Below are 20,601 nucleotides of genomic sequence, written 5' to 3'. Positions count from 1 at the left end.
GTGGCCGATACTTGGGGGATGGACCAGCGCGCCGAACTCAGTGAATTCCTCCGGTCCCGGCGTGCCCGGCTGAAGCCCGAGGACGTCGGGCTGCCGGACTTCGGCCGCCACCGCCGCGTCCCCGGGCTGCGGCGCGAGGAGCTGGCCCAGCTGGCCGGGGTGTCGGTGGCCTACTACACGCGGCTGGAACAGGGGCACGGGCAGAACGTGTCAACGGAGGTGCTGGACTCGATCGCCAGGGCTCTGCGGCTGACGGACACCGAGCACGCGCACCTGACGCATCTGGCGAGTCCCAAGCTCAAGAAGAAGCGGGGCGCGGTGCACCGGACGCAGAAGGTGCGGCCCCAGCTCCAGCACCTGATCGACACCATGGACCAGGTGCCCGCGGTGTTCCTGGGACGCCGTCTGGAGGTCCTGGCGTGGAACCGGATGGCCCGTGCCCTGTTCGGTGACTTCGCGGCGATGGAGCCGGCCGAGCGCAACATGGCCCGGCTGGTGTTCCTCGATCCGAACGCCCGCTCGCTGTACCTGGACTGGGAGTGCAAGGCGGTCGAGGTGGTGAGCACCCTGAGGCTGTGCGCCGGCTGCTACCCGGACGACCCGCAGCTGTCCTCCCTGGTGGGTGAGCTGTCGGTCAAGAGCGAGGAGTTCCGTTCCCTGTGGGCGGCGCACACGGTGCAGGAGAAGGGCCACGGTGTGAAGCGGCTGCACCACCCGCTGGTGGGTGAGCTGGCTCTCGCGTACGAGACGCTACGCTTCCCCGACGACCACGATCTGTCCCTCGTCACGTACCACGCGGAACCGGACAGCCGCTCCGCCGAGTCCCTGCGGCTGCTGGCCGGCTGGGGCGTGGACGAGGTCCCTGCGGACGCGGGCACCACCTGACGCTCCCCGCCGCGAGCGCCGCCCGGGTCCGGGTGATCCCCTGCGGCCAGGGGGCCGGCGGCAGCGGTCACGTTCCGTAGAAGTGGTTAAGCCGGACAGCCGCTGCCGGCTCGTGCGCGCTCCCGGGATGCGATGCCTTGGACCTGGACGCGGCGCCGGCGCCCCCGAGGAGCGGGTGGCGGGCACGCGTCCGGAGAGGCGGAACACCCATGCCCATACCGGGAGCGACGACGCGCCGTCGAGGTCGCGTCGCCGTCATCGCAGCGCTGGTGACCTGCTCGGCCGTCCTGACAGGTCAGGGCCCGGCCACGGCCGGCGGGGACCCTGCCCCTGCGGTCCCCGCACCGCAGCTCGAATGGAGTCCCTGCACCAAGGGCAGCCCGTTCGACTGCGCGACCGCGCAGGTGCCGCTGGACTACGACGAGCCGGCGGGCCGCCGCATCGAGCTGGCGGTGGTGAAGCGGAAGGCGACCGGGCCCGGCAGCCGGATCGGCACCCTGTTCTTCAACCCCGGCGGACCCGGTGGGCCGGGGACGGTCCAGATGCCGCAGAACTACGAGTCCTTCCCCAGCGAGGTGCGGGAGCGGTTCGACATCGTCAGCTGGGACCCCCGCGGCATCGGCAACAGCACCGCGGTGAACTGCTTTGCGAGCCCTGACGAGGCCGCGGAGTGGAACGCTAGCAAGGCGGCGGGCTTCCCCGTCGGGCAGAAGGAGCGGGCGGCGTTCGCCGCCGCCTACGAGGAACTGGGCCGCCGCTGCGAGCAGCGTGTCCCCGAGCTCCTGCGCCATGTGTCCACCGCCGACTCGGCCCGTGACCTGGAGCAGCTCCGCAGGGCGGTGGGCGACCGGCAGCTCACCTACTACGGGATCTCCTACGGCACGTACCTCGGCGCCACCTACGCGAACCTCTTCCCCGAGAAGGTCCGCGCCATGGTCTTCGACGCCGACTGGGATCCGCGGGCCTGGACGGGCAACGCCTCCGACGCGCCGGCGCGGACCACGTCGTTCCAGCGTCTGGGCTCGGGCCGCGGTGCCGAGGGCGCCGTGGAACGGATGCTCACCTTGTGCGGGTCCGCCCCGACGGAGCGCTGCGCGTTCTCCGCCGGGAGCCCGCAGGCGACCCTGGACAAGTACGAGCGGCTGCTGCAGCGGCTCCGGAAGGAGCCCGTGGGCTCGTGGACGTACGCGGGTACGGTCGCCGACGTGGTGAGCAGCCTCTACGTCGTGCGTCCCGGTGCGGAGAACCTCGCCCGCAGGCTGCAGGACCTGTGGGAGGGGCGGGTGCCCGAGCCCACTCCCCTGCCGCCCCCGCCGCCGGTCCGCGACCCGAATCCGTACGTGGGCGAGGAGCAGAGCAGCGCGGTCTTCTGCGGTGACAGCCCCAATCCGCGGGATCCCGGTGCGTTTCACACGCTGGCGGAGGAGGAGGCCGCCCGTGCGGGGGACACCGGCCGGTACTGGGTCTGGGCGTCGGCGGGCTGTGCGGACTGGCCGGCGGTTGCCGAGGACAGCTACCGGGGCCCGTGGGACAGGCCGACGGCGAACCCCGTCCTGGTGATCGGGAACACCGACGACCCGTCCACGCCCCTGTCGGCCGCGCGGGCCATGACGCGGGAGCTGGCCGACGCCCGGCTGCTGATCCATGACGCCGTCGGGCACACGGCGCTGTTCAACCCGAGCCGGTGTGTCGACGCCCGGACGAGTCGCTATCTCGTCCACGGGGTCCTGCCGCCGACCGGGACGACGTGCCGGCAGGACGTCCTTCCGTTCGCCGCGCCCCAGCTGGCGCGGACGGGCGGCACCGGCACGGCCGCTCTCGCCGGGCTTGGCGCGGCTTTGCTCTTGGTGGGCGGTGGGGTGCTGTCAGCCGTGCGCGGTCGCCGCGGCGACGACTGACGCCGGGGGAGGCGGGCGCCGGCCGGAGGCGGGCGCCCGGGATGGCAGGGGCGACAGGAATCGAACCTGCGACATCCGGTTTTGGAGACCGGCGCTCTGACCAGCTGAGCTACACCCCTTCGGTGTGCGAGCAGCTTGCCACCGCGGCGGGAGGCGGTGCCACCGTATTTCGCCGCGGCGGGGGCGGAGCCGCCGGCTCAGGGATGCATGACGATCTTTCCCACGTGTGTCCTGCGCGCGAGCTCCTCCTGGGCCCGGGCGGCCTCTTCCAGGGGGAACACGGCGGCGACGACGGGCCGGACCGTGCCCCGACGCGCCAGGTCCGTGAGCCCGTCGAAGTGCGCGGGTGTGTGCATGGAGGAGCCGATCACCTGTGCGTTGTGCAGGTAGAGGCGACGCACGTCGAAGGTCACGTCGTGGCCGCCGAGGGCACCGGCGACGACCCACCGGCCACCCTCGCGCAGCAGCGGCAGCCCGTCGGCCACCAGTTCCCCCGCGACGACGTCGAGTGCGACGTCGATGCCGTCCGGGGCGGCGGCGCGGATCTGCCCGGTCAGGTCGCCCGCACGGTCGACCGTCTCGTGGGCGCCCGCCTCGCGTACCTGCGCGGTCTTGGCCCCGCTGCTGACGGCCAGCACGCGGGCGCCGCGCGCCCGGGCGAGCTGTACGAGCGCGAGGCCGACACCGCCGGACGCCCCCGAGACGAGGGCGGTCTCCCCTTCTCGCAGGCGGCCCCGCTCGATCATGCCGAGCGCCGTGCCGTAGGCGGTGGGGAGTGTCGCGAGCTGGTCGTCCGTGAGGGGGGAGGCGGTCATGTCGTGCACGCGGTCCACCGGCGCGGTCACGTATTCGGCGTACCCGCCGTCACGTTCGCTGCCCATGAGCCCCACCGGGTTCGCGTGCGGCCCTTCCGCGTCGTAGATCGCCGGATCGACGACCACTCGGCGCCCGAGGAGCCCGGCGTCGACGCCGGTGCCGACCGCCGCGATCCGGCCGGCCACGTCGGCGCCCTGTATGCGGGGGAACTCGATCGGGCCCCGCCAGCCCGACAGGGCGTCCGGATCCCCCGGCCTGCCGTACGCGCCCTCGCGCGTCCACAGGTCGGTGTTGTTCAGGGCGACGGCGGCCACCCGGATCAGCACCTCTCCCCTCTGCGGGACGGGCACGGGCACCTTCGCCGTCTCGAGAACCTCCGGCCCGCCGTGCGCGGTGATGCGCACCGCGCGCATGGACTCGGGCGTGTCCATCGTTCGACCTCCTCACGGTCAGGGTGCACCGCGCGTCGCCGCGCGGTGTGTGGCATCTGTGCCATGTTCCACGTTTTCGCCGCCTTGATTCCTCATGGGGACCGCCGTTCCCCGTGCTCGCGCGTCCCGTGGGCGGGGCCCGCCCACGGCCACCTGACTCGGGGCTCGGGTCCGGGCTCCGGCCGCCGCTGTGCCCGGGCCGGCCCGGCACCTCGTCCGGATCCGGACGGAGACCCCCGTCCCGGGGTCCGCGGAAGACGGACTACGGTGGCGTGTCGTGAGTGACTACTACGACATGTTCCTGGCGGTGGACCTGCCGCCGGAGCTGTCCGAACCGGTGCTGTCGGAGGTCCGGTGGCTTCTCGGCCAGGGGGACATGCCGACCGAACCGCGGGCAACCGACTGGGAGTCGTGGGGCGGCCCCTGGCAGGCCTTCGCCGGCGGCTCGGCGAGCCACGCGTTCGCAGGGGCCGACGTTTCGGCGCTGACCCGCGCCGTGGACAGGCCCGAGCCCGACGGCGGCGAACCGTGGGCCCTGACCGTCCGGTCGTGCGTGCACGAGGACGACTTCGGGGTGACGATGGACGTCGTGGGGTGGCTGCTGCGGCACGCGACGACCGAGGGGTGGGTCGGCTTCATCCGTGATTCCGGCCTGGGCACGGTCCGGCATCTCGTACGCCACGCGGACGGGTTCGACCTCGTCGACGTCCGCCCGGCCCGCCGACCGCCCGCCGCTCCCCCGGCACCGCGATAGCCCGACTCCGGGAGCGGCACGCCTCGTCGACCGCCGCGGCGAGGCCGGCGGAGAAGGTCAACCCGCGCACGGAGCGGGCCCGTCTCTGCAACCATCGTCGGGTACAGGGGGGTGCCCCGCCGCGCGCGGCGGCAGGAGGCAGGCCCTGGCGCGGCATCGGCCAGGAGGGGGCGGCAGATGGGGAACGGACCGGCGGCGCAGGATCCCCGGGGCGCCTTCGCGGCAGAGCTCACCCGGCTGCGCCGGCAGCTGCCCGGCCTGACCGACGAGGCGCTGGCCCGGCGGGCCGGTGCGGTGGTGCTGCCGTCCGGGAGCCGCGTCGCCGTCAACGCCCGTCGTCTGGGCGAGTGGACGGGCGGGCACGCGGTGCCCCGCCGGTTCGAGGCCGTGATGGCGGTGGTCCACGCCGTGGCGCAGGCGGTCGGCACCGCGGCCCCCGACCGGGCCGCGACGGCGCACTGGCAGCGGCTGTGGCGCGCCGCCCGGGACGAGCGCGGTGCCGGGGACGAAGCCGGATCGCCCCGGGTGGGCCATGCGCGGCGGCCCTCGTCGCCCGTGGTCCGGGCGCCGGTCGTCGTCGGGCGCCCGCCGGGCGACGCCGCCGCGCTGCGGCGGCGGGACGGCATCGCCGCGCGGATCGACGCGGGGCTGGCGGACGCGACCGTCCGCCGGGTCCTACTCACCGGCGCGGGCGGGGTCGGCAAGTCGCAGCTCGCGGCCGCCGCGTTCCACCGGGGCGGGCGGCGCGCCCGGCTGCTGCTGTGGGTGCCGGCGGGCAACCGGGCGTCCGTGCTGCAGAGTTACGCCCGTGCCTGGCGGGCGCTGCCGCGGCTCGGCGCGGGCGGCGACGCGGACCCGCACCCCGGCGACGGCACCCCCGCCGGCCCGTACGGCACCGGCGGTGACGACGAGACCCAGGCCGACCTGTTCCTCGTGTGGCTGCGGTCGACCGACGTCCCCTGGCTGATCGTCCTCGACGACGTCGACGACCTCGGCGAGATGGCGGGACTGTGGCCGGAGGGGGACGCGGGCCGGAGCCTCGTCACCACCCGGCGCCGGGACGCCGCGCTGCTGCGTCCGGGCGTGCGGGTGGTGACCGTCGGCGTGTTCACCGCCGACGAGGCCGTCGGGTATCTCGCCGAGCGCCTGGCGCCCCACTCCCCCGGCGGCACCGTGCACCACGGGGAGGCGATGGCCGCTCTGGCCACGGCGCTCGGCTGCTTCCCCCTCGCCCTGTCCCAGGCGGCGGCCTTCGTCATCGACACCGGTACGGACCTGCCGTCGTACCTGGGTCTGCTGGGCGACGAACGGGAGAGCCTCGCGGGACTCCTCCCGTCCTCCTCCCCCGCCGACGAGCACGGCGGAACGGTGACCGGCACCCTGCAACTCGCCCTGACGCGGGCGCAGTCACTGGCACCGCCCGGTACCGCCGCCGCCCTGCTGGAACTGATCTCGCTGCTGGCGCCGGACGGCATCCCGGAGGCGGTGCTGCTCGGCCCCGCGGCCCGTGCCTGGACCGACGGCGGGCGGCACGCCGCAGGGGCGGCGAACGGCACCGCGCCCGGGGCCGCCGGGCGGCACGCGCTGCTCGCGCTGCGCGCCCTGCACCGGCTGAGTCTCGTCACCCACCGGGAACCGGGCGGCACGGCCCTGGTGGAGGCGCACTCCCTCGTCCAGCGGGCGACCCGGGACGGCCTGCCGGCGGCCCGCCGCGCGGGTGCCTGCGCGGCGGCGGCCGACGCCCTGGAGGAGGTGTGGTCCGCGCCCGACTGCGCTCCCCCGACCGCCGCCCTGCTCCACCGGTGCGCCGAAAGCCTGCTGTCGCACGCCGGCGACCGGCTCTGGTCCGACGCCGGCATGCATCCGCTGCTGCGCAGACTCGGTCCCCACCTGGCAGGGCTCGGCTGCCACGAAGCGGCCCGGGCCACGGCGCAGGCGCTGGCCGGCCGGGCGGAGCTCCATCTCCGCCCCGGTCACCGGGACCTGCTCGTCCTGCGGGCCCAACTGGCCCAGGCCGAAGGGGACCTGGGCAACACCGCGGACGCCGTACGGCTGCTGACGCGGTTGCGCGGCGAGGCGGTGGACGGCCTCGGCCCCCTCGACCCGGACACCATGTCCATCCGTCTGCACGAGGCCCGCTGGCGGATGGAGTCGGGCCTGATCACCGACGCGCTCGCCGACTTCGTCCACCTGGCGGCCGAGGCGCGGACGGTGCTTCCCGCGGACGATCCCCTGGTGACGGCCGCCGAGGAGCACACCGCGCTGTGCCGCGGCCTGTCCGGGGACGCCGTCGGCGCACGCGACGCCTACGCCGCGCTCGCCCGGGTCCTGGAGCGCGGCCCGGGACCGCTGCACCCGTCGACCCTGCGGGTGCTGTGCGACCTCAGCCGGTGGATCGGGGAGACCGGGGACGTCCGGACGGCCGTCGAGACGTACCGAAGGGCAGTAGACGGGCTCGACCGCGTCCTCGGGCCGCTGCACCACGACACCCTCATCGCCCGGCACAACCTCGCCTACTGGCACGGGACCGCCGGTGATCTGGGCCTGGCGATCGAGCAGTTCACGACGGCGGCGCAGGACGCGTCACGCGCCCTGGGCGCCGAGCACCCCACTACGCTCACCTACCGTGCCAATCTCGCCTTCTGGCGCGGCGCGGCCGGGGAGACCGACGTGGCGGTGGAACACCTCGGCCTGCTGCACCGGACGGCGGAACGGGTCTTCGGTCCCGACCATCCCCGTTCCCTGCGCATCCGGCAGCAGCGGGCCGAACTGCTCCACCGCGCGGGCGACCATGGCACCGCGGTCGCCGGCCTCGCCGCCGTCCTGACGGACATGGAACGCGTCCAGGGCGCCCGGCACCCCCGCACCCTGGAGACCGCGCGCATGCTGGCCGACTGGACCGCGGAGCGGGCCGCCGCGCCGTAGGGCGGCGGCACAGGGCGGCTGCGGTCACAGGGACGGGAAGACGACCGTCAGGAAGATCCAGAGCAGCAGGCCCCAGAAGGCCGCCCCCACCAGCGACACCGGCAGGGACCTGCGCCACCGCAGCACCAGGGGCGGGAAGAGCAGCAGAGCCGCCAGCGGACCGGGCCCGCGGTCGGGAAGGCCGCCCGCGGTCGCGGGGCGGCCGGCGGCGGCCCGGCGCAGCAGCCGCCGGGAGACGAGACCGTGGAGGCCGAAGACGACGGGCAGGAACCACCAGGGGGTGGCCGCCATCAGGTCCGACTCGGAGAAGTCGTCGAAGGCGACGGCGTACAGGTATACGGCGCCCAGCAGCCCGCCCGTCAGCGCGACGGCGTAGAGCGCCCCGAGCATGACCGGCTCCTCGGGAGCCACCGGCTCCGGGCCGTCCGGACCGTACCCCTGACGTGTGTTCATACGACACCCCTCTCCGCCGTCCTGTTCGGGCAGCACCGTAGGGACACGGCCGGGCGGGGGCGTCCGGCGCCTCGGGCGGCGGCCGCATCGTCCCAGGCCGGGCCCGGGCCCCCGCTTTCCCGGACCGGGCCGCTACGGGGCGGCGGGGCCGAACCGGCATGTGCTTCACCGGCTTTCGCTTGTCATCCACTGGATGACACATATGATCTCGTCGACGTGACAACGAGCCGAGGGAGATGCCCGTGACCGCGGCCGACCGGCCCCGCGCGGCCGGCGCCGGTGCCCGCCGCCCGGCGTCCTTCCTGGCCGCCGCGGCGGCGCTCGCCGCCGTGGACGACGCCCTGCGCGGCGCCCGGCTGGAGTCCCCCGACACCGCGGGCCCCGGCCCCGAGCAGGCGCTGGCCTCCCTGATGCTGCTGCGGCAGGTGCGCGAGCAGCTCGCCGGCTGGGAGACCGGCCTGATCGAGACCGCCCGTGAGGCGGGCGCCAGTTGGGCCGATGTCGCGGGCCCGCTCGGTGTCGCCAGCCGCCAGGCCGCCGAACGCCGGTATCTGCGCGGCCGGCCCGGTGCCGCCGGGGCGACCGGCGAGCAGCGCGTGACGGCCGCCCGCCGGGCGAGGGCCGCCGAACGGGCCACCGCCGATCTCGCCGTACGCCTGGACGCCCTCGACGGGCGGGTCCCGACGACGGAAGCGGCCGACGACTGACTCCCACCGCCGACAGCCGCACCGTACGGGTACGGTCCGGCCCGCCCGAACCACGCCGACGGCGGGCGACGCCCGCCCCGGCCTCCGAGCCCCATCCGTTCATGACGTTCCCACAGAAAGAGATCCCCATGGTCAGCAGTGTCGAGACGCTGGAATTCCAGGCCGAGACCCGTCAGTTGCTCCGGCTGGTTATCCACTCGATCTACTCCAACAAGGACATCTTCCTGCGCGAGCTGATCTCGAACGCCTCCGACGCACTGGACAAGCTGCGGCTGGAATCGCTCACCGACTCCAGCCTGGAGTCCGACACGGCCGACCTCCATATCTCGCTGGAGGTCGACGATGACGCCCGCACCCTGACCGTCCGTGACAACGGGATCGGCATGACCCGGGACGACCTCGTGGAGCTGATCGGCACGATCGCCAAGTCCGGCACCGCCGGCCTGCTGGAGAAGATCAAGGAGTCGAAGGACGCCGCCACCGCCGAGAACCTCATCGGGCAGTTCGGCGTCGGCTTCTACTCGGCGTTCATGGTGGCCGACAAGGTCACCCTGCACACCCGGCGGGCCGGCACCTCCGAGGGCACCGCGTGGGAGTCGGACGGCGAGGGCACCTACGACATCCGCTCCGTCGACGGCCTGCCCGTGGGCACGTCGGTCACCCTGCACCTCAAGCCCGCAGACAGCGAGGACGGGCTGGCCGACTACCTGTCCCCGGCGAAGATCCGTCAGGTCGTCAAGCAGTACTCGGACTTCATCCGCTGGCCGATCCGGATGGCCGCCGAGCGCACCGACGCCGAGGGCGCGACGACCGTCGAGGCCGACACGCTCAACTCGATGAAGGCGCTGTGGGCCCGGTCGCGCAGCGAGGTGACCCAGGACGAGTACAACGAGTTCTACCAGCAGATCAGCCACGACTGGCTGCCCCCGGCCGAGACCATCCACATGCGCGCCGAGGGCACCTTCGAGTACGAGGCGCTGCTGTTCATCCCCGCGCAGGCGCCCATCGACCTGTTCTCCCGCGAGAGCAGCCGCGGTGTGCAGCTCTACGTCAAGCGAGTGTTCATCATGGACGACTGCGAAGCGCTCATGCCCGACTACCTGCGCTTCGTCAAGGGTGTGGTGGACGCCCACGACCTGTCGCTGAACGTCTCCCGCGAACTGCTCCAGCACGACCGCCAGATCCACGGCGTACGCCGGCGCCTGGTCAAGAAGGTCCTCGGCGCCGTCAAGGACATGCAGTCCAAGGACGCCGAGCGCTACGCGAAGGTGTGGGACCAGTTCGGCCGGGCGCTGAAGGAGGGGCTGCTGGAGGACACGGACAACACCGAGGCGCTGCTCGACCTGGTGTCGGCCGCCTCCACCCACGACCCGGAGAAGACCACCACCCTGCGCCAGTACGTCGAGCGGATGAAGGACGGCCAGGACACCATCTACTACCTGACCGGCGAGACCCGCGCGATGGTAGAGAACTCCCCGCACATGGAGGCCTTCACCGCCAAGGGGTACGAGGTGCTGATCCTCACCGACCCCGTCGACGAGGTGTGGGTGGACCGGGTCCCGGCCTACGACGGCCGTCCTCTGCGGTCCATCGCCAAGGGGCAGGTCGACCTCGACGAGTCCGCCGACAACGGCGAGGACGCCGACGCCGAGAAGGCCCGGCGCGAGGAGGACTTCGCGGCCCTGCTGTCGTGGCTGTCCACCACCCTGTCCGAGCAGGTCAAGCAGGTCCGCCTGTCGTCGCGCCTGACGACCTCGGCGGCGTGCATCGTCGGTGACGCCCACGACGTGACCCCGACGCTGGAGAAGATGTACCGGGCGATGGGGCAGGAACTGCCCACCGTCAAGCGGATCCTGGAGCTCAACCCCACTCACCCGCTGGTCACCGCCCTGCGCACGGCGCACGAGGCCGACGCCGGCGACCCCGCGCTGCCGGAGATCGCCGAGCTGGTGTACGGCAGCGCGCTGCTCGCCGAAGGGGGCGACCTGTCCGACCCGGCCCGCTTCACCCGGCTGCTCACCAACCGTCTGACGAGCGCCCTGTGACCTCGGGCGCGTGAGCGCGCCCGTCTCCGGCGCCCGTACCGGGCGCCGGAGACGGGCGCGGCCCTAAGCCTCCTTCGTGTAGTTGTAGACGGTCGCCCGGGAGATCCCGAGCTGGTCGGCGATCAGCTGTGCGGAGCCTCGGGTGTCGAAGAAGCCGTCGTGGTGCAGCCGCCGCACCAGGTCGCGCTTCTGGTCGCGGTGGAGGGCGCGCGGGGTGCTGGAGCGCTCGGCGGCGAAGGTGTCGATGGCCGAGCGGAGTTCGCGTCCGCCGCGGTCGCGCAGTGTTTCCAGTGCCTCGCCCCGGCGTCCGGCTTCCGTGGCGACGAGGTTGGCCAGGGTCAGGGCGAGCGGCGACAGTGTGCTGACGTCGAGGTTCAGGCAGAGCGCCGCGACATAGCGGCCCTCGGCGTTCTTGATGCCGATCGAGGTGCTCTTGGCGGGGCGCCCGTCGGGAAACCGGTTGCCGTAGTTCTGGACGACGCCGGGGTAGTCGGGGTCGGCGATGCGGCGCAGGCCCAGTTCGGTCGCGGAGTCGCCGACCTGCCGCCCGGACAGGTTGTTCTCGATGACGCGGATGGCGTTGCCGGGGTGGCGCAGGTCGTGCAGGACGACTTCGCACAGGCCGGGGAACATGCGCCCGACGGCGACGGCGATCCGTTCCGCTTCGCGCAGGAGGTGCTCGTCGTCGTCCGGCGCGTGGTGCGCGTCCTGGGACACGGGGGGCCGGGGGGCGTGTCCGTCGTCGGGCCGGCCGGTGGGGTGCGTCATCGGGCGCCGCCGTGTTCCCGGGGGACGGCTGAGTGTTCGGCGAACACCGCGGCCATCTTCTCGGCGGACTTCAGCCCCGCGCCGGTGAGCACGACCACGGTCGTCTCGCCGGGAGCGATCTCTCCGGAGGCGGTGAAGCGGTCGAGGGCCGCCGCCGCGACGGCGCTGGTCGGTTCGGCGTACAGGCCCCGGGCGCTCAGGGCGCGGACCGCGGCGTGGATCTCCGCCTCGGTGACGGCGCAGGCGCCGCCGCCGGAGCGGCGGACGGCCTCCACCGCCTCGGGCAGCCGGACGGGGTGGGCGATGGACGCGCCCTCGGCGATCGTCGGCACCCGATCGCCGCGGGCGGCCCGGTCGATGCCGTTGACGGTGTCGGCGATGGTCGCCCAGTGCTCGGGCTGTCCGACGAACAGGCGCGGGCGCCTGTCGATCAGACCGGCTCCGAGCAGTTCGCCGAAGGCGAGGTCGCACCCGATGACGTTGCTGCCCGCGCCGGCCACGAGGACCACGTTGTCGGGCGCGGTGAAGCCGAGGGACTCCCACATCTCGTAGGCGACGGTCTTGGTGCCCTGGATGAACAGGGGGTGCCAGTTGTGGCTGGCGTAGGGGATCTCCTTCGACTGCCGGACCGCCTCGTCGGCGACCTCGTCGCGGGTGCCGCCCACCAGTTCGATCTCGGCACCGTAGGCGCGGGCCTGGAGGATCTTGGCCGCGGAGGTGGCGGCGGGCACGATGATCCGGGCGCGGACGCCCGCGGCTGCGGCGTAGGCCGCCACCGAGGCTCCGGCGTTGCCCGAGCTGTCCTCGAGTACGCGGTCGGCGCCGTGCGCCGCGAGGTGGGACATCATCACCGACACGCCCCGGTCCTTGAAGCTGGAGGTCGGGTTGAACCACTCCAGCTTGAAGTGGACGTGCTGGCTGCCCCAGGCGGTCCGGACCATCGGCGTGCACCCCTCGCCCAGGCTCACCCGGTGGGACAGCGGGACGGGCAGGGCCGCGTGGTAGCGCCACAGGGACCGTTCGGCGGTGTCGATCTGCTCGGGCCGTAGGCCGGGCAGCGGACCGACGGCCAGGGGGCTCCCGTCCTCCCCCCGCCAGCGGGGACTGTCCAGGGGGTAGCGCTTCCCGGACCGGTCGTGGAGGTGGGGTGCGGTGGGGGCTGAGAGCTGTTCGTCGTCCATGTGCCTGCGGCTCCTCCCGGCTCAGCGTGCGGTCGCCCGGTCACGCGGCCCGGCGCACACTCGGTCCTCCCATTCTAGATACAATTTCCATGTCTGGACAACTAATCCAAGAAGTCCGGGCATGTCCGCCGCCGCGGCCGGCGGTGCCGGACCGGGCAGGGCACGAGAAATCCGGCCATTCCCCGCTCCGCTCAGGCGTTCGGAGGTGTTCGTCGGCCTGCGGGGCTGTCGGGGCGAGCGAACGGATCCGGTCGCGCCCCCGCCCAATGCGCCCCCAATGCGCCTGATCGCACGTTCTACGCACAGCGGCAGGGGCACAGGAGTGAGGTGGCCGCACGGTCACGGATGTACCTGGGGGTCGAAGGGGTGGGGGATGGTACGTGTGACGGTGGTCTACGAGGCGCACCTGCTGCGGGCCGCGCTCGTGGAGCTGCTGGAGTCGGGCGGGATACGGGTGGTCTCCTCCCTGCCTCACTGGCCTCAGGGGGTGGCGGAGGGGGCCCCGCCGGACGTGTACGTCGTCGACGCCGAGTGTCTGGCGCCCGCCGGGGCGGCGCCGGCCGCCTGCCCGGCGGCGGAGGGTTCGGCTCTGCTGGCGCTGATCCCGGCGCAGCGGCCCGGAGTGCTGCGCCGGGCGCACGCGGCGGGGGCGACGGGCTTCGTCGACAAGAACGGCTCGAAGGGGCGCCTGCTGGAGGCGGTGCGCCGGGTGGCGGAGGGCGGCCGCTTCATCGACGACACCCTCGCCGCGGAGTTCCTGGAGGCGGCGGAGATGCCCCTGACCCGGCGTGAGCTGAGTGTTCTCGCGCTGGCCGCCAAGGGCGAGCCGGTCGCCGAGATCGCCGCCACGCTGTACCTGTCCAAGGGCACGGTGCGCAACTACATGGCGAGCGTCATACGCAAGGTCGGCGCGCGCAATCGGGTGGACGCGATCCGGATAGCGCAGGGCGCCGGGTGGACGTGACCCCTGCCGGTCAGCCGTGGGCGTCGTTCCAGTGGCCCACGAGGTCGCGGTAGAGGGCGGACGTGCCGAGCAGTTCCCGGTGTGTGCCGTGCTGTGCCCGGGTGCCGTCCAGGACGAGCACCCGGTCCGCGCGCAGGGCGGACGACAGCCGGTGGGCGACGACGACCACCGTCCCGGTGCGGGAGCGCAGGGCGTGTTCGGCGGTGGCCTCGGCGACGGGATCGGTGTGGCAGGTGGCCTCGTCGAGCAGCAGCAGCGGGGCCGCGCAGAGGTGGGCGCGGCCCAGCGCGACGAGCTGGCGTTCGCCGAGGGACAGCGCGTCGGGCCGCAGGGGCCGGTCGAGTCCGCCGAGGCGGTCGACGAGCGGGTCCAGGGCGAGGGCCCGCACGGTCGCCATGACGTCGGACGGGCGGGCGTCGGGCCGCAGATAGCGCAGGTTGTCGCGGAGGGTGCCCGTGAAGACGTAGGCCTCCTGCGGGAGCAGTGCGCGCAGGGCCGCGAGGTGCGACGGGCGGCAGTCCCCGACGGGGCGGCCGTAGAGCCGGACCTCGCCCTGATCGGGTGTCAGCAGCCCCGCGGCGACCCGCAGGAGGGTGGACTTGCCGATACCGCTCGGGCCGACGACGGCGAGGTGCTCGCCGTCCTCGACGGTCAGGTCCAGCCCGTCCAGGACGGCGCGTGCCCCGGGACCGTAGGCGACCTCCACCCGGCGCAGCTCCACCGCCGCGGCCGCGCGGCGATGCCCCGAGGCCGGGGCGGGTGGCTGCCGGGGCGTGGTCAGGGGCTCGGCCTCGGGCGGCGGCGGGCCGGCGAGCCGCTCCAGGATCACCAGCAGGCGGGCTCCCGCCGTGCCGAGCACGGTCATCAGCGTGTGCAGCGCCGGGAGCAGCGCCTGGAGGAGGTAGGTGAGTGCGCCCACCAGGGCGCCCGCAGTGACGCCCTGGCCAAGGAGCCAGGGGGTCGCGGCCAGCAGCAGGAGCACCGGCAGCTGGCCCGCTGTCGCCACGCAGAGGGTGCGCACCGCCGCCCAGCAGGCCAGGGCACGCTGGGCGGCGGCGGCCTCGTCGATCGCACGGCGGTTGAGCGCGTCGGCCGGTTCCTGGGTGCCGCAGGCGACGATGTCCCTCAGGGCGGTGCGGGTGGTCTGCGCTCGGCGGCCGATGTACTCGTCCGCGTCGAGGTAGCGGTGCTGGGCCCGTGCCATCGGCCGCAGGGATGCGGTGAACAGCGCGAGGCCCAGCACCAGGGGCGGAAGAACGACGAGGAGGAACTGGGGGGCGAGCGACACGAGGCCGGCCAGGGCTCCCGCGGCCACGAAGACGAAGGACCGGGCGGCGAGCACCAGGCCGGCGAAGCTGTCCCGGGCGATCTCGGTCTGGCTGGTGAGCCGGGACACGGCCGTCGCGTCCACGGCCCGGCCCGTGGTGTCGGCGGTGGCGGTGGCGAGGGCCTGCACCACCGAACGCCGTACGAGCGCGTCGCGCAGCGGCTCGGTGAGCAGGGGCAGTTGGGCGAAGACGCCGCGGACGACCGGCGCGCCGAGCAGGATGGCGAGGGCGGCGCCGCCGAGCCAGAGCAGGCCGGTCGCCGGCGCTCCGCGCAGGAAGCCGTCGTCCAGGGAGCGGGCCACGCACCAGCCGCCGAGGAAGGTCTGCGCGGACTCGGCCGCGGACCAGGCGGCCAGCCGGACCAGGACCGCTGCGCGGCGGCGCAGGAAGCGCACGGCCGAGGCGCGGACACGGCGGGAGGCGCCGGAGCGGGGGTTGTCGGCGTGGGGCTTGTCGGCGTGGGGGGCGGCGGGCCCCGGGCCCAGGTCGGGGTCCGGGGTCGCCGGAACCGGTCGCGCCGCGGGGTTCACCGGTCCTCCCGAGGGCCGTCGAGGGCGGCGGACTCGGCGGGGCCGGCCTGCCGGGCGGGGATCCGGGCCGGGGGCGGCGCCGGCGCGGGATCCGTGTCGCCCCGGTCCCCCGGGCCCGCGGCCGGTGCGGGGGGCTGTGCCAGGAAGACGGCGCGGTAGTCCGGGTCCCGCCACAGCAGGTGGTGCGGTGCGCAGCGCCGCACGCGGCCCGACTCCAGCCAGATCACGCGGTCCGCCCGGGCCGCGGTGGACACCCGGTGGGCCACGATCAGTTTGGTGCAGGGCCTCAGTGCGGTGGCCAGGGCGCGCTCGACCTGCCGCTCGGTGGCCGTGTCGAGGCTGGAGGTCGCGTCGTCGAGGATGATCAGCCGCCCCTGGCCGGCGAACGCCCGTGCCAGGCCCAGGCGCTGGTACTCGCCGCCGGAGAGCGGGGTGCCGGCGAGTGGGGTGTCGTAGCCGAGGGGCAGAAGGCGGATGAAGGTGTCGGCGCTCGCGGCGCGGGCGGCGCGGTGGATCCGGGCGGCGGGGACGGGGTCCCCGCCGGAACCGGGAGCGGGGTCCCTTCCGGCACCGGCACCGGCGGCGAGCGCGGAGAGGACGGTGGCGCCGGCGTCGTCGTCGAAGACGGGCCGCGCGAAGGCGTAGGCGATCGCCTCGCGCAACCGGGTGCGGGTCAGGGAGGCCACATCGACTCCGTCCACCAGGACGGTTCCGGCGTCGGGGTCGGCGAGCCGGCCCGCGACAGCGGCCAGGGTGGACTTGCCGGCCCCGGAGCGTCCCACCACGGCGACCGTCGAGCCGCCCTCGATCGTGAGGGTGACGTCCGTGAGCAGGGCGGCGCCCTCGCCCTCCACCCGCACGCCCCGCAGCTCCAGACGGCCGGTGCCGCCGGCGGGCAGGGAGGCCTCGCCGTGGGACATCGGCGGGAGATCGGCCAGTTCCGCGGTGCGGCGGGCGGCGCTGCGCGCGCGGACGAGGGTGCCGAGGGGTGCCGCGATGCCTCCGATGCCCGCGGCCAGCGCGGCGTACCGGGACGCGGCGAGCAGTTCGCCCACGCTGACCTGGCCGGCGGCCAGTCTGCTGCCCGCGACCGCGACGACGGCCGTGGTGAGCAGCGGGAGCAGGACGCCGCTGCGGGCCACGGCCCGGCCGTGGACGAGCCACAGGTGTGTTCCGTGCCGGGCCATGCCGGCGAGCGGCGCGAGGATGCGCTCCTGTTCACGCCGTGCGGTGCCGGCGGCGGCGATGGTCTGCGAGCCGTCCAGCGCCTCGGCGAGCCGGGCGGCGATGGTGCCCTGCGCCTGCTGGTAGCGGTCGACGGCGTCCGAGGAGTCGCGGGAGAACGTCCGCAGCAGCAGGACGAGGAGTGGCAGGCCGGCCACGAAGACGGCAGCGGTCCAGGGGTCGATGAGGGCCAGTGCGACGAGGGCGCCGACGGGGACCAGGACGCAGGAGGCCGCGTTCGCCAGGGCCGCAGGCGCGGTGCCGCTGTCCGTCGCGTTGACGCACAGGCGGGCGGCGACGTCCCCGCCGGGAAGAGGGGCGGCGCGGTCGACGGTGGTGCCGAGCAGGCCGGTGAGGGCGCGGTGGCGGATCCAGCCGGCGGCCCGCGCGTTGGTGAGCTGGGTCAGCAGGACCGCGGCGGTCTCCAGCGCCAGCTCCGCGGCGATCAGCGCGGCGGCCCAGGTCAGCCAGCCGCCGGCGCCCGGGCGCTGGTTCAGCATCAGGTCCAGTGCCCTGCCGGTGACGGCGGGGACGGCGAGCGAGCAGGCCGCCGCGGCGACCTGGCAGAGCAGCAGCAGCGCCGTGCTGCCGGCGGTGTGCCGTACGGCGCCGCGCAGAAGCGGGTCGGAGCCGGTCGGCGAGGCCATCCGATGCCTTTCTTCTGTCGGCCGCGGGCTTCGCGTGTCCTGGCGGCCGCATGCGTCGCGTCTCTGGCAGCCGCGGACTTCGCGTGTCCTGACGGACGGGGTGCGCACCCGGACCGGACGGCCGGTGCCCCGAAGGGTCGCTTCGGGGCACCGGGCGTCGCGTCCTGCGGCATGACGGCCGCAGGACGCGGAGCGGGACCGGATCAGTTACAGGTGGTCACGCTGAGGCTGCTGTCGCCGCAGAGGAGCAGGCTGGCGCGGCTGCCGGTCTCGACGTCGCCGATGGCCTCGTCCTTGGGGGTCTCCAGCGACTGCAGGTCGAACAGGTTCATGATCGTTTCCTTTCCTGTGGGGACGGTGGTGCTGTGGACGACCCCTGGAGCGGGGCCGGTTCATGGGGCCGCGGAAGCGGCGGGAGGAAGGGCAGGTGGGCCGGGCGGTCGCCCAGCGCTGCCGCGAGGACCAGCAGGACGCCGGCGGTGCCGGTGGCGAGGTCCATGGACAGGCGCATCATCTGTTCGCCGGGGAAGGCGAGATGGCCCTGGTAGGACATCGCGTGCCAGGACAGGCAGCCGATCTGGCGGCGCACGTCGCCGGGCTCGGTGCCGGGACCGCCGGCGTCGGTGCGTGCGAGATGGAGCACCATGCCGGCGGCGCCGCGGAAGAGGCCGGGCTGGGCGTAGAAGGTGGCCTGGGCGGCCTGCACGATGTCGCGGCGGGCGGTGTCGAGGGCCTCGTCGCGGCGGTGGTGGAGGAAGTCGTCGATCACCATGCCGATGCCCACGCTGCCGGCGCCCAGGTAGGGCATGGTGCGCCAGCCCTCGTCCACCTGCAGGGTGCCGGAGATCCCGCGGACGCAGCGGGTGAGGTCGTCGTGGAGCGCCTCGGCGGCCAGATCGAGCAGGGCGGTGTCCCGGGTGCGCTCGTGGAGCCGCAGGTACAGCAGGGCCCGGCCGGCCGCGCCGTGGAGCAGGCCGGTCCGCGGCCTCCCCCGTGTCTCCCCCGTGTGCGCGGGGACGGGCCTGCGCGGTCGGGCCGTCAGTTCGGCGCACCGCAGGGCCGCCGCGCGGAGGGTGCTCTCGCCGGTGGCGGCGGCGAGGGCGTCGAGGGCGAGCCCGATCCCGGCGGTTCCGCCGTGCAGGTCGGGGGCGAGCGCCTCATGGTCCTGCGCGAGGACGAGTTCGGCCAGGTCGAGGGCGGCGGCCGTGTGCCCGAGCCGCTGGAGGGTCCAGGCGATGCCGGCGAGCCCATCGTAGAAGCCCAGCGGCGTGCCGGACTCCGGCGCCCGGGCGTACGCCAGGAGCCGCTCCTCCGCGGGCGGGCAGCGGTCGGCGCCGCTCTCGTGCAGGGCGTACAGGACTCCCGCGGTGCCGTGGCCGAAGGACATGCCGCCGCCGGCGTCGGCGAACTGGGCGATGTCGCCGGGGAAGAACCGGTCCTCGCGTGCGGGTGTCGCCGAAGCCAGGATCGCCCGCACCATCGAGTCGCGGCTGCGGGGCCAGTCGCCCGGTTCCTCGGGCGGGAAGCGGACGGCGTCCGAGGGGGCGTTGGTGGTGGCGGTGGTGGGCACGCCGCCGTGCGCCGGGGCGGCGGTGGTGGCGGGATCGCGGGTGATCTCGCGTACCGCCTCGTCGAGGAAGCCGGGTGGCACGGGGAACCGGTCGGCCGCGACCCGGGCCAGATGCGCGGCCTTCGCGCGGTCCACGGCGAACAGGCTGGTGAGCGGGACGAACAGGGCGATCCGCAGGCACGCCAGCGCATAGCGGTCCACGTCGGGGCCGCGCCGGTCGGCCGGGGCGACGAACGCCGGGTTGGCCACCGTCTGGCGACCGCCCAGCTCGGCGGGCTGGGCCGCCTCGAAGTCCAGCAGCACGACGGAGGACTCGTCCTCGGACACCATGATGTTGAACAGGTGCAGGTCGTTGAAGACGATGCCACGGGCGTGCACCGCGGCCACCGCCTGCTCGACGAGCCCGTGGATCCGCAGCGCCCAGTCGGTGTAGTCGGCCAGCCGGTCCTCGGGCGGATCGGCCTCCATCAGCGGGTGCCTTCGGGCGAAGAAGGTGTTGAGCGGCCTGCCCTCCACGAATTCGAGCGCCAGGAAATGGTGCTCGCCGACCGTGAAGAAGTCCAGGACCTCGGGCGTGCAGGCGAGCCCCGCCAGCCGTTCCAGCGCGGTGCGTTCGCGGTGCAGCCGGGTGACGGCGTCGGCGCCGTCGGCCGCGAGCCCGGCCCAGGGGCGCGCCTCCTTGAGGACGACCCGCCGGCCGGTCTCGCGGTGCTTCGCCTCGTACACGCCGCCGCCGTTGGAGAAGTGCAGGGCCTTGACGATCTCGTACGGCATGTCCCGCACGGTCACGGCGGCCCGCGCGTCGAGGTGGGGCCGCAGGAAGGCGGGCGGGGTCACCCAGTCGGGCACGCGGAAGACGGGACCGCGCTCGTCGGGCACGAGGGTGCCGGTGCCGTCCTCCAGCGCCGGCCGCAGTGTGCCGTGCTCGTCGTAGCAGTGGCGGCGGGTGAAGCTGCCGTACCGCAGGTGCACGGGGCCGCTCCCCCAGCGCAGGTCGCTGAGGATGTAGGGGCCCGGCCGGCCGTCGAGGAGGTGGGCCAGGTCGGTGGCGACGCGCTCGCACTGCTCGTCGTCGGCCGGGTACACCGTGATGAACTTGCCGCTCGCGGCGCGGTCGGCGTACTTGGCGTTGCGCTGGTGCAACAGGTACCGGCTCGGCACGAACTTGAAGGCGACACCGTGCCGCAGGCAGTGCTCGCGGACGGTATCGAGGACCGCCTCCGCGTCGTCGAGCCCGGCCGAGACGTGGATCTTCCAGCCCTGGGACGGCAGCGCCCGGTCCAGGGGGCGCAGGGCGAGCCAGTCGCCCGTGCGGTGGCTGGTCCAGCCGTCGGGTACGGGGAGGGTGGCGGCGCGGTAAAGGGATCCGTCCGCGGCGCCGGCGAACACCAGGCGGTGCGGGGCGTCGTAGAAGTGACGGTCTGCGTCGCAGAAGACCGCGTACCCCTTGTTCACACGCACTCCCTCGGTCGGTG

14 protein-coding genes, 1 tRNA gene and 1 pseudogene are annotated in these 20,601 nt (G+C 74.4%); 7 read left to right on the top strand and 9 right to left on the bottom strand.

What is annotated here, in order from left to right; genetic code table 11:
- The first annotated feature begins 18 nt into the window (after window positions 1-18).
- Together JE024_RS34900 and JE024_RS34895 are read left to right on the top strand one after the other, a co-directional pair.
- Window positions 19-885 (top strand): helix-turn-helix domain-containing protein, encoded by an 867-nt coding sequence (locus tag JE024_RS34900; RefSeq protein WP_205377866.1) that lies wholly within the window; start codon window positions 19-21, stop codon window positions 883-885.
- A gap of 209 nt (window positions 886-1,094) precedes the next feature.
- On the top strand, window positions 1,095-2,783 hold the full coding sequence (locus JE024_RS34895) for an alpha/beta hydrolase (protein ID WP_205377865.1): 1,689 nt from the start codon (window positions 1,095-1,097) through the stop codon (window positions 2,781-2,783).
- A 42-nt stretch (window positions 2,784-2,825) separates the two neighbouring features.
- Here the strand turns inward: JE024_RS34895 and JE024_RS34890 are convergent.
- Both JE024_RS34890 and JE024_RS34885 read right to left on the bottom strand, forming a co-directional pair.
- Window positions 2,826-2,902 (bottom strand) — tRNA-Trp (locus JE024_RS34890).
- Between the two features lie 78 nt (window positions 2,903-2,980).
- Window positions 2,981-4,030, bottom strand: a complete 1,050-nt coding sequence (locus JE024_RS34885) for a zinc-binding dehydrogenase (protein ID WP_205377864.1) — start codon at window positions 4,028-4,030, stop codon at window positions 2,981-2,983.
- A gap of 277 nt (window positions 4,031-4,307) precedes the next feature.
- Here JE024_RS34885 and JE024_RS34880 point away from each other — a divergent pair, with 277 nt between their 5' ends.
- A complete protein-coding gene (locus JE024_RS34880) occupies window positions 4,308-4,784 on the top strand; it encodes a hypothetical protein (protein WP_205377863.1) in 477 nt (158 codons plus the stop codon).
- A 177-nt stretch (window positions 4,785-4,961) separates the two neighbouring features.
- On the top strand, window positions 4,962-7,709 hold the full coding sequence (locus JE024_RS34875; RefSeq protein WP_205377862.1) for a tetratricopeptide repeat protein: 2,748 nt from the start codon (window positions 4,962-4,964) through the stop codon (window positions 7,707-7,709).
- Between the two features lie 24 nt (window positions 7,710-7,733).
- Here JE024_RS34875 and JE024_RS34870 read toward each other — a convergent pair whose 3' ends face one another.
- Complete coding sequence (locus JE024_RS34870; RefSeq protein ID WP_205377861.1) at window positions 7,734-8,162, bottom strand: hypothetical protein; 429 nt, start codon at window positions 8,160-8,162, stop codon at window positions 7,734-7,736.
- Window positions 8,163-8,404: 242 nt separating this feature from the next.
- On the opposite strand from JE024_RS34870, the pseudogene JE024_RS34865 reads away from it, so the two are divergent.
- Window positions 8,405-8,839: pseudogene (locus JE024_RS34865) on the top strand (type III effector protein); the annotation flags it as partial.
- A 158-nt stretch (window positions 8,840-8,997) separates the two neighbouring features.
- Window positions 8,998-10,914: a molecular chaperone HtpG gene (htpG, locus tag JE024_RS34860; protein WP_205377860.1), complete on the top strand. Its 1,917-nt coding sequence runs from the start codon at window positions 8,998-9,000 to the stop codon at window positions 10,912-10,914.
- Window positions 10,915-10,977: 63 nt separating this feature from the next.
- Here htpG and JE024_RS34855 read toward each other — a convergent pair whose 3' ends face one another.
- Window positions 10,978-11,682 carry a helix-turn-helix transcriptional regulator gene (locus tag JE024_RS34855; RefSeq protein ID WP_205377859.1) on the bottom strand — a complete coding sequence of 235 codons (705 nt, stop codon included), beginning with the start codon at window positions 11,680-11,682 and terminating at the stop codon, window positions 10,978-10,980.
- Window positions 11,679-12,863 (bottom strand): pyridoxal-phosphate dependent enzyme, encoded by a 1,185-nt coding sequence (locus JE024_RS34850; protein ID WP_205377858.1) that lies wholly within the window; start codon window positions 12,861-12,863, stop codon window positions 11,679-11,681. Before JE024_RS34850 ends, JE024_RS34855 begins: the two co-directional genes overlap by 4 nt.
- Window positions 12,864-13,236: 373 nt before the next feature.
- On the opposite strand from JE024_RS34850, the gene JE024_RS34845 reads away from it, so the two are divergent.
- A complete protein-coding gene (locus JE024_RS34845) occupies window positions 13,237-13,827 on the top strand; it encodes a helix-turn-helix transcriptional regulator (protein WP_205377857.1) in 591 nt (196 codons plus the stop codon).
- Window positions 13,828-13,837: 10 nt separating this feature from the next.
- On the opposite strand, the gene JE024_RS34840 is transcribed toward JE024_RS34845, so the two are convergent.
- The 4 genes from JE024_RS34840 to lanKC form a co-directional block, all read right to left on the bottom strand.
- Window positions 13,838-15,550 carry an ATP-binding cassette domain-containing protein gene (locus JE024_RS34840; protein ID WP_244883628.1) on the bottom strand — a complete coding sequence of 571 codons (1,713 nt, stop codon included), beginning with the start codon at window positions 15,548-15,550 and terminating at the stop codon, window positions 13,838-13,840.
- A gap of 131 nt (window positions 15,551-15,681) precedes the next feature.
- On the bottom strand, window positions 15,682-17,556 hold the full coding sequence (locus JE024_RS34835) for an ATP-binding cassette domain-containing protein (protein WP_205377856.1): 1,875 nt from the start codon (window positions 17,554-17,556) through the stop codon (window positions 15,682-15,684).
- A 203-nt stretch (window positions 17,557-17,759) separates the two neighbouring features.
- Window positions 17,760-17,888 carry a mycelium formation morphogenetic lantipeptide SapB gene (gene ramS / locus JE024_RS34830; RefSeq protein WP_015037662.1) on the bottom strand — a complete coding sequence of 43 codons (129 nt, stop codon included), beginning with the start codon at window positions 17,886-17,888 and terminating at the stop codon, window positions 17,760-17,762.
- Window positions 17,885-20,581 carry a class III lanthionine synthetase LanKC gene (gene lanKC / locus JE024_RS34825; RefSeq protein ID WP_205377855.1) on the bottom strand — a complete coding sequence of 899 codons (2,697 nt, stop codon included), beginning with the start codon at window positions 20,579-20,581 and terminating at the stop codon, window positions 17,885-17,887. The genes ramS and lanKC overlap by 4 nt, the downstream gene beginning before the upstream one ends.
- Between the last annotated feature and the right edge of the window lie 20 nt (window positions 20,582-20,601).

Origin of the sequence: Streptomyces zhihengii, assembly GCF_016919245.1 — a bacterium.
Classification (GTDB): Bacteria; Actinomycetota; Actinomycetes; order Streptomycetales; family Streptomycetaceae; genus Streptomyces; species Streptomyces zhihengii.
The sequence above is the reverse complement of the archived record's forward strand: the minus strand, read 5'-3'. Positions and strand labels throughout refer to the sequence as shown.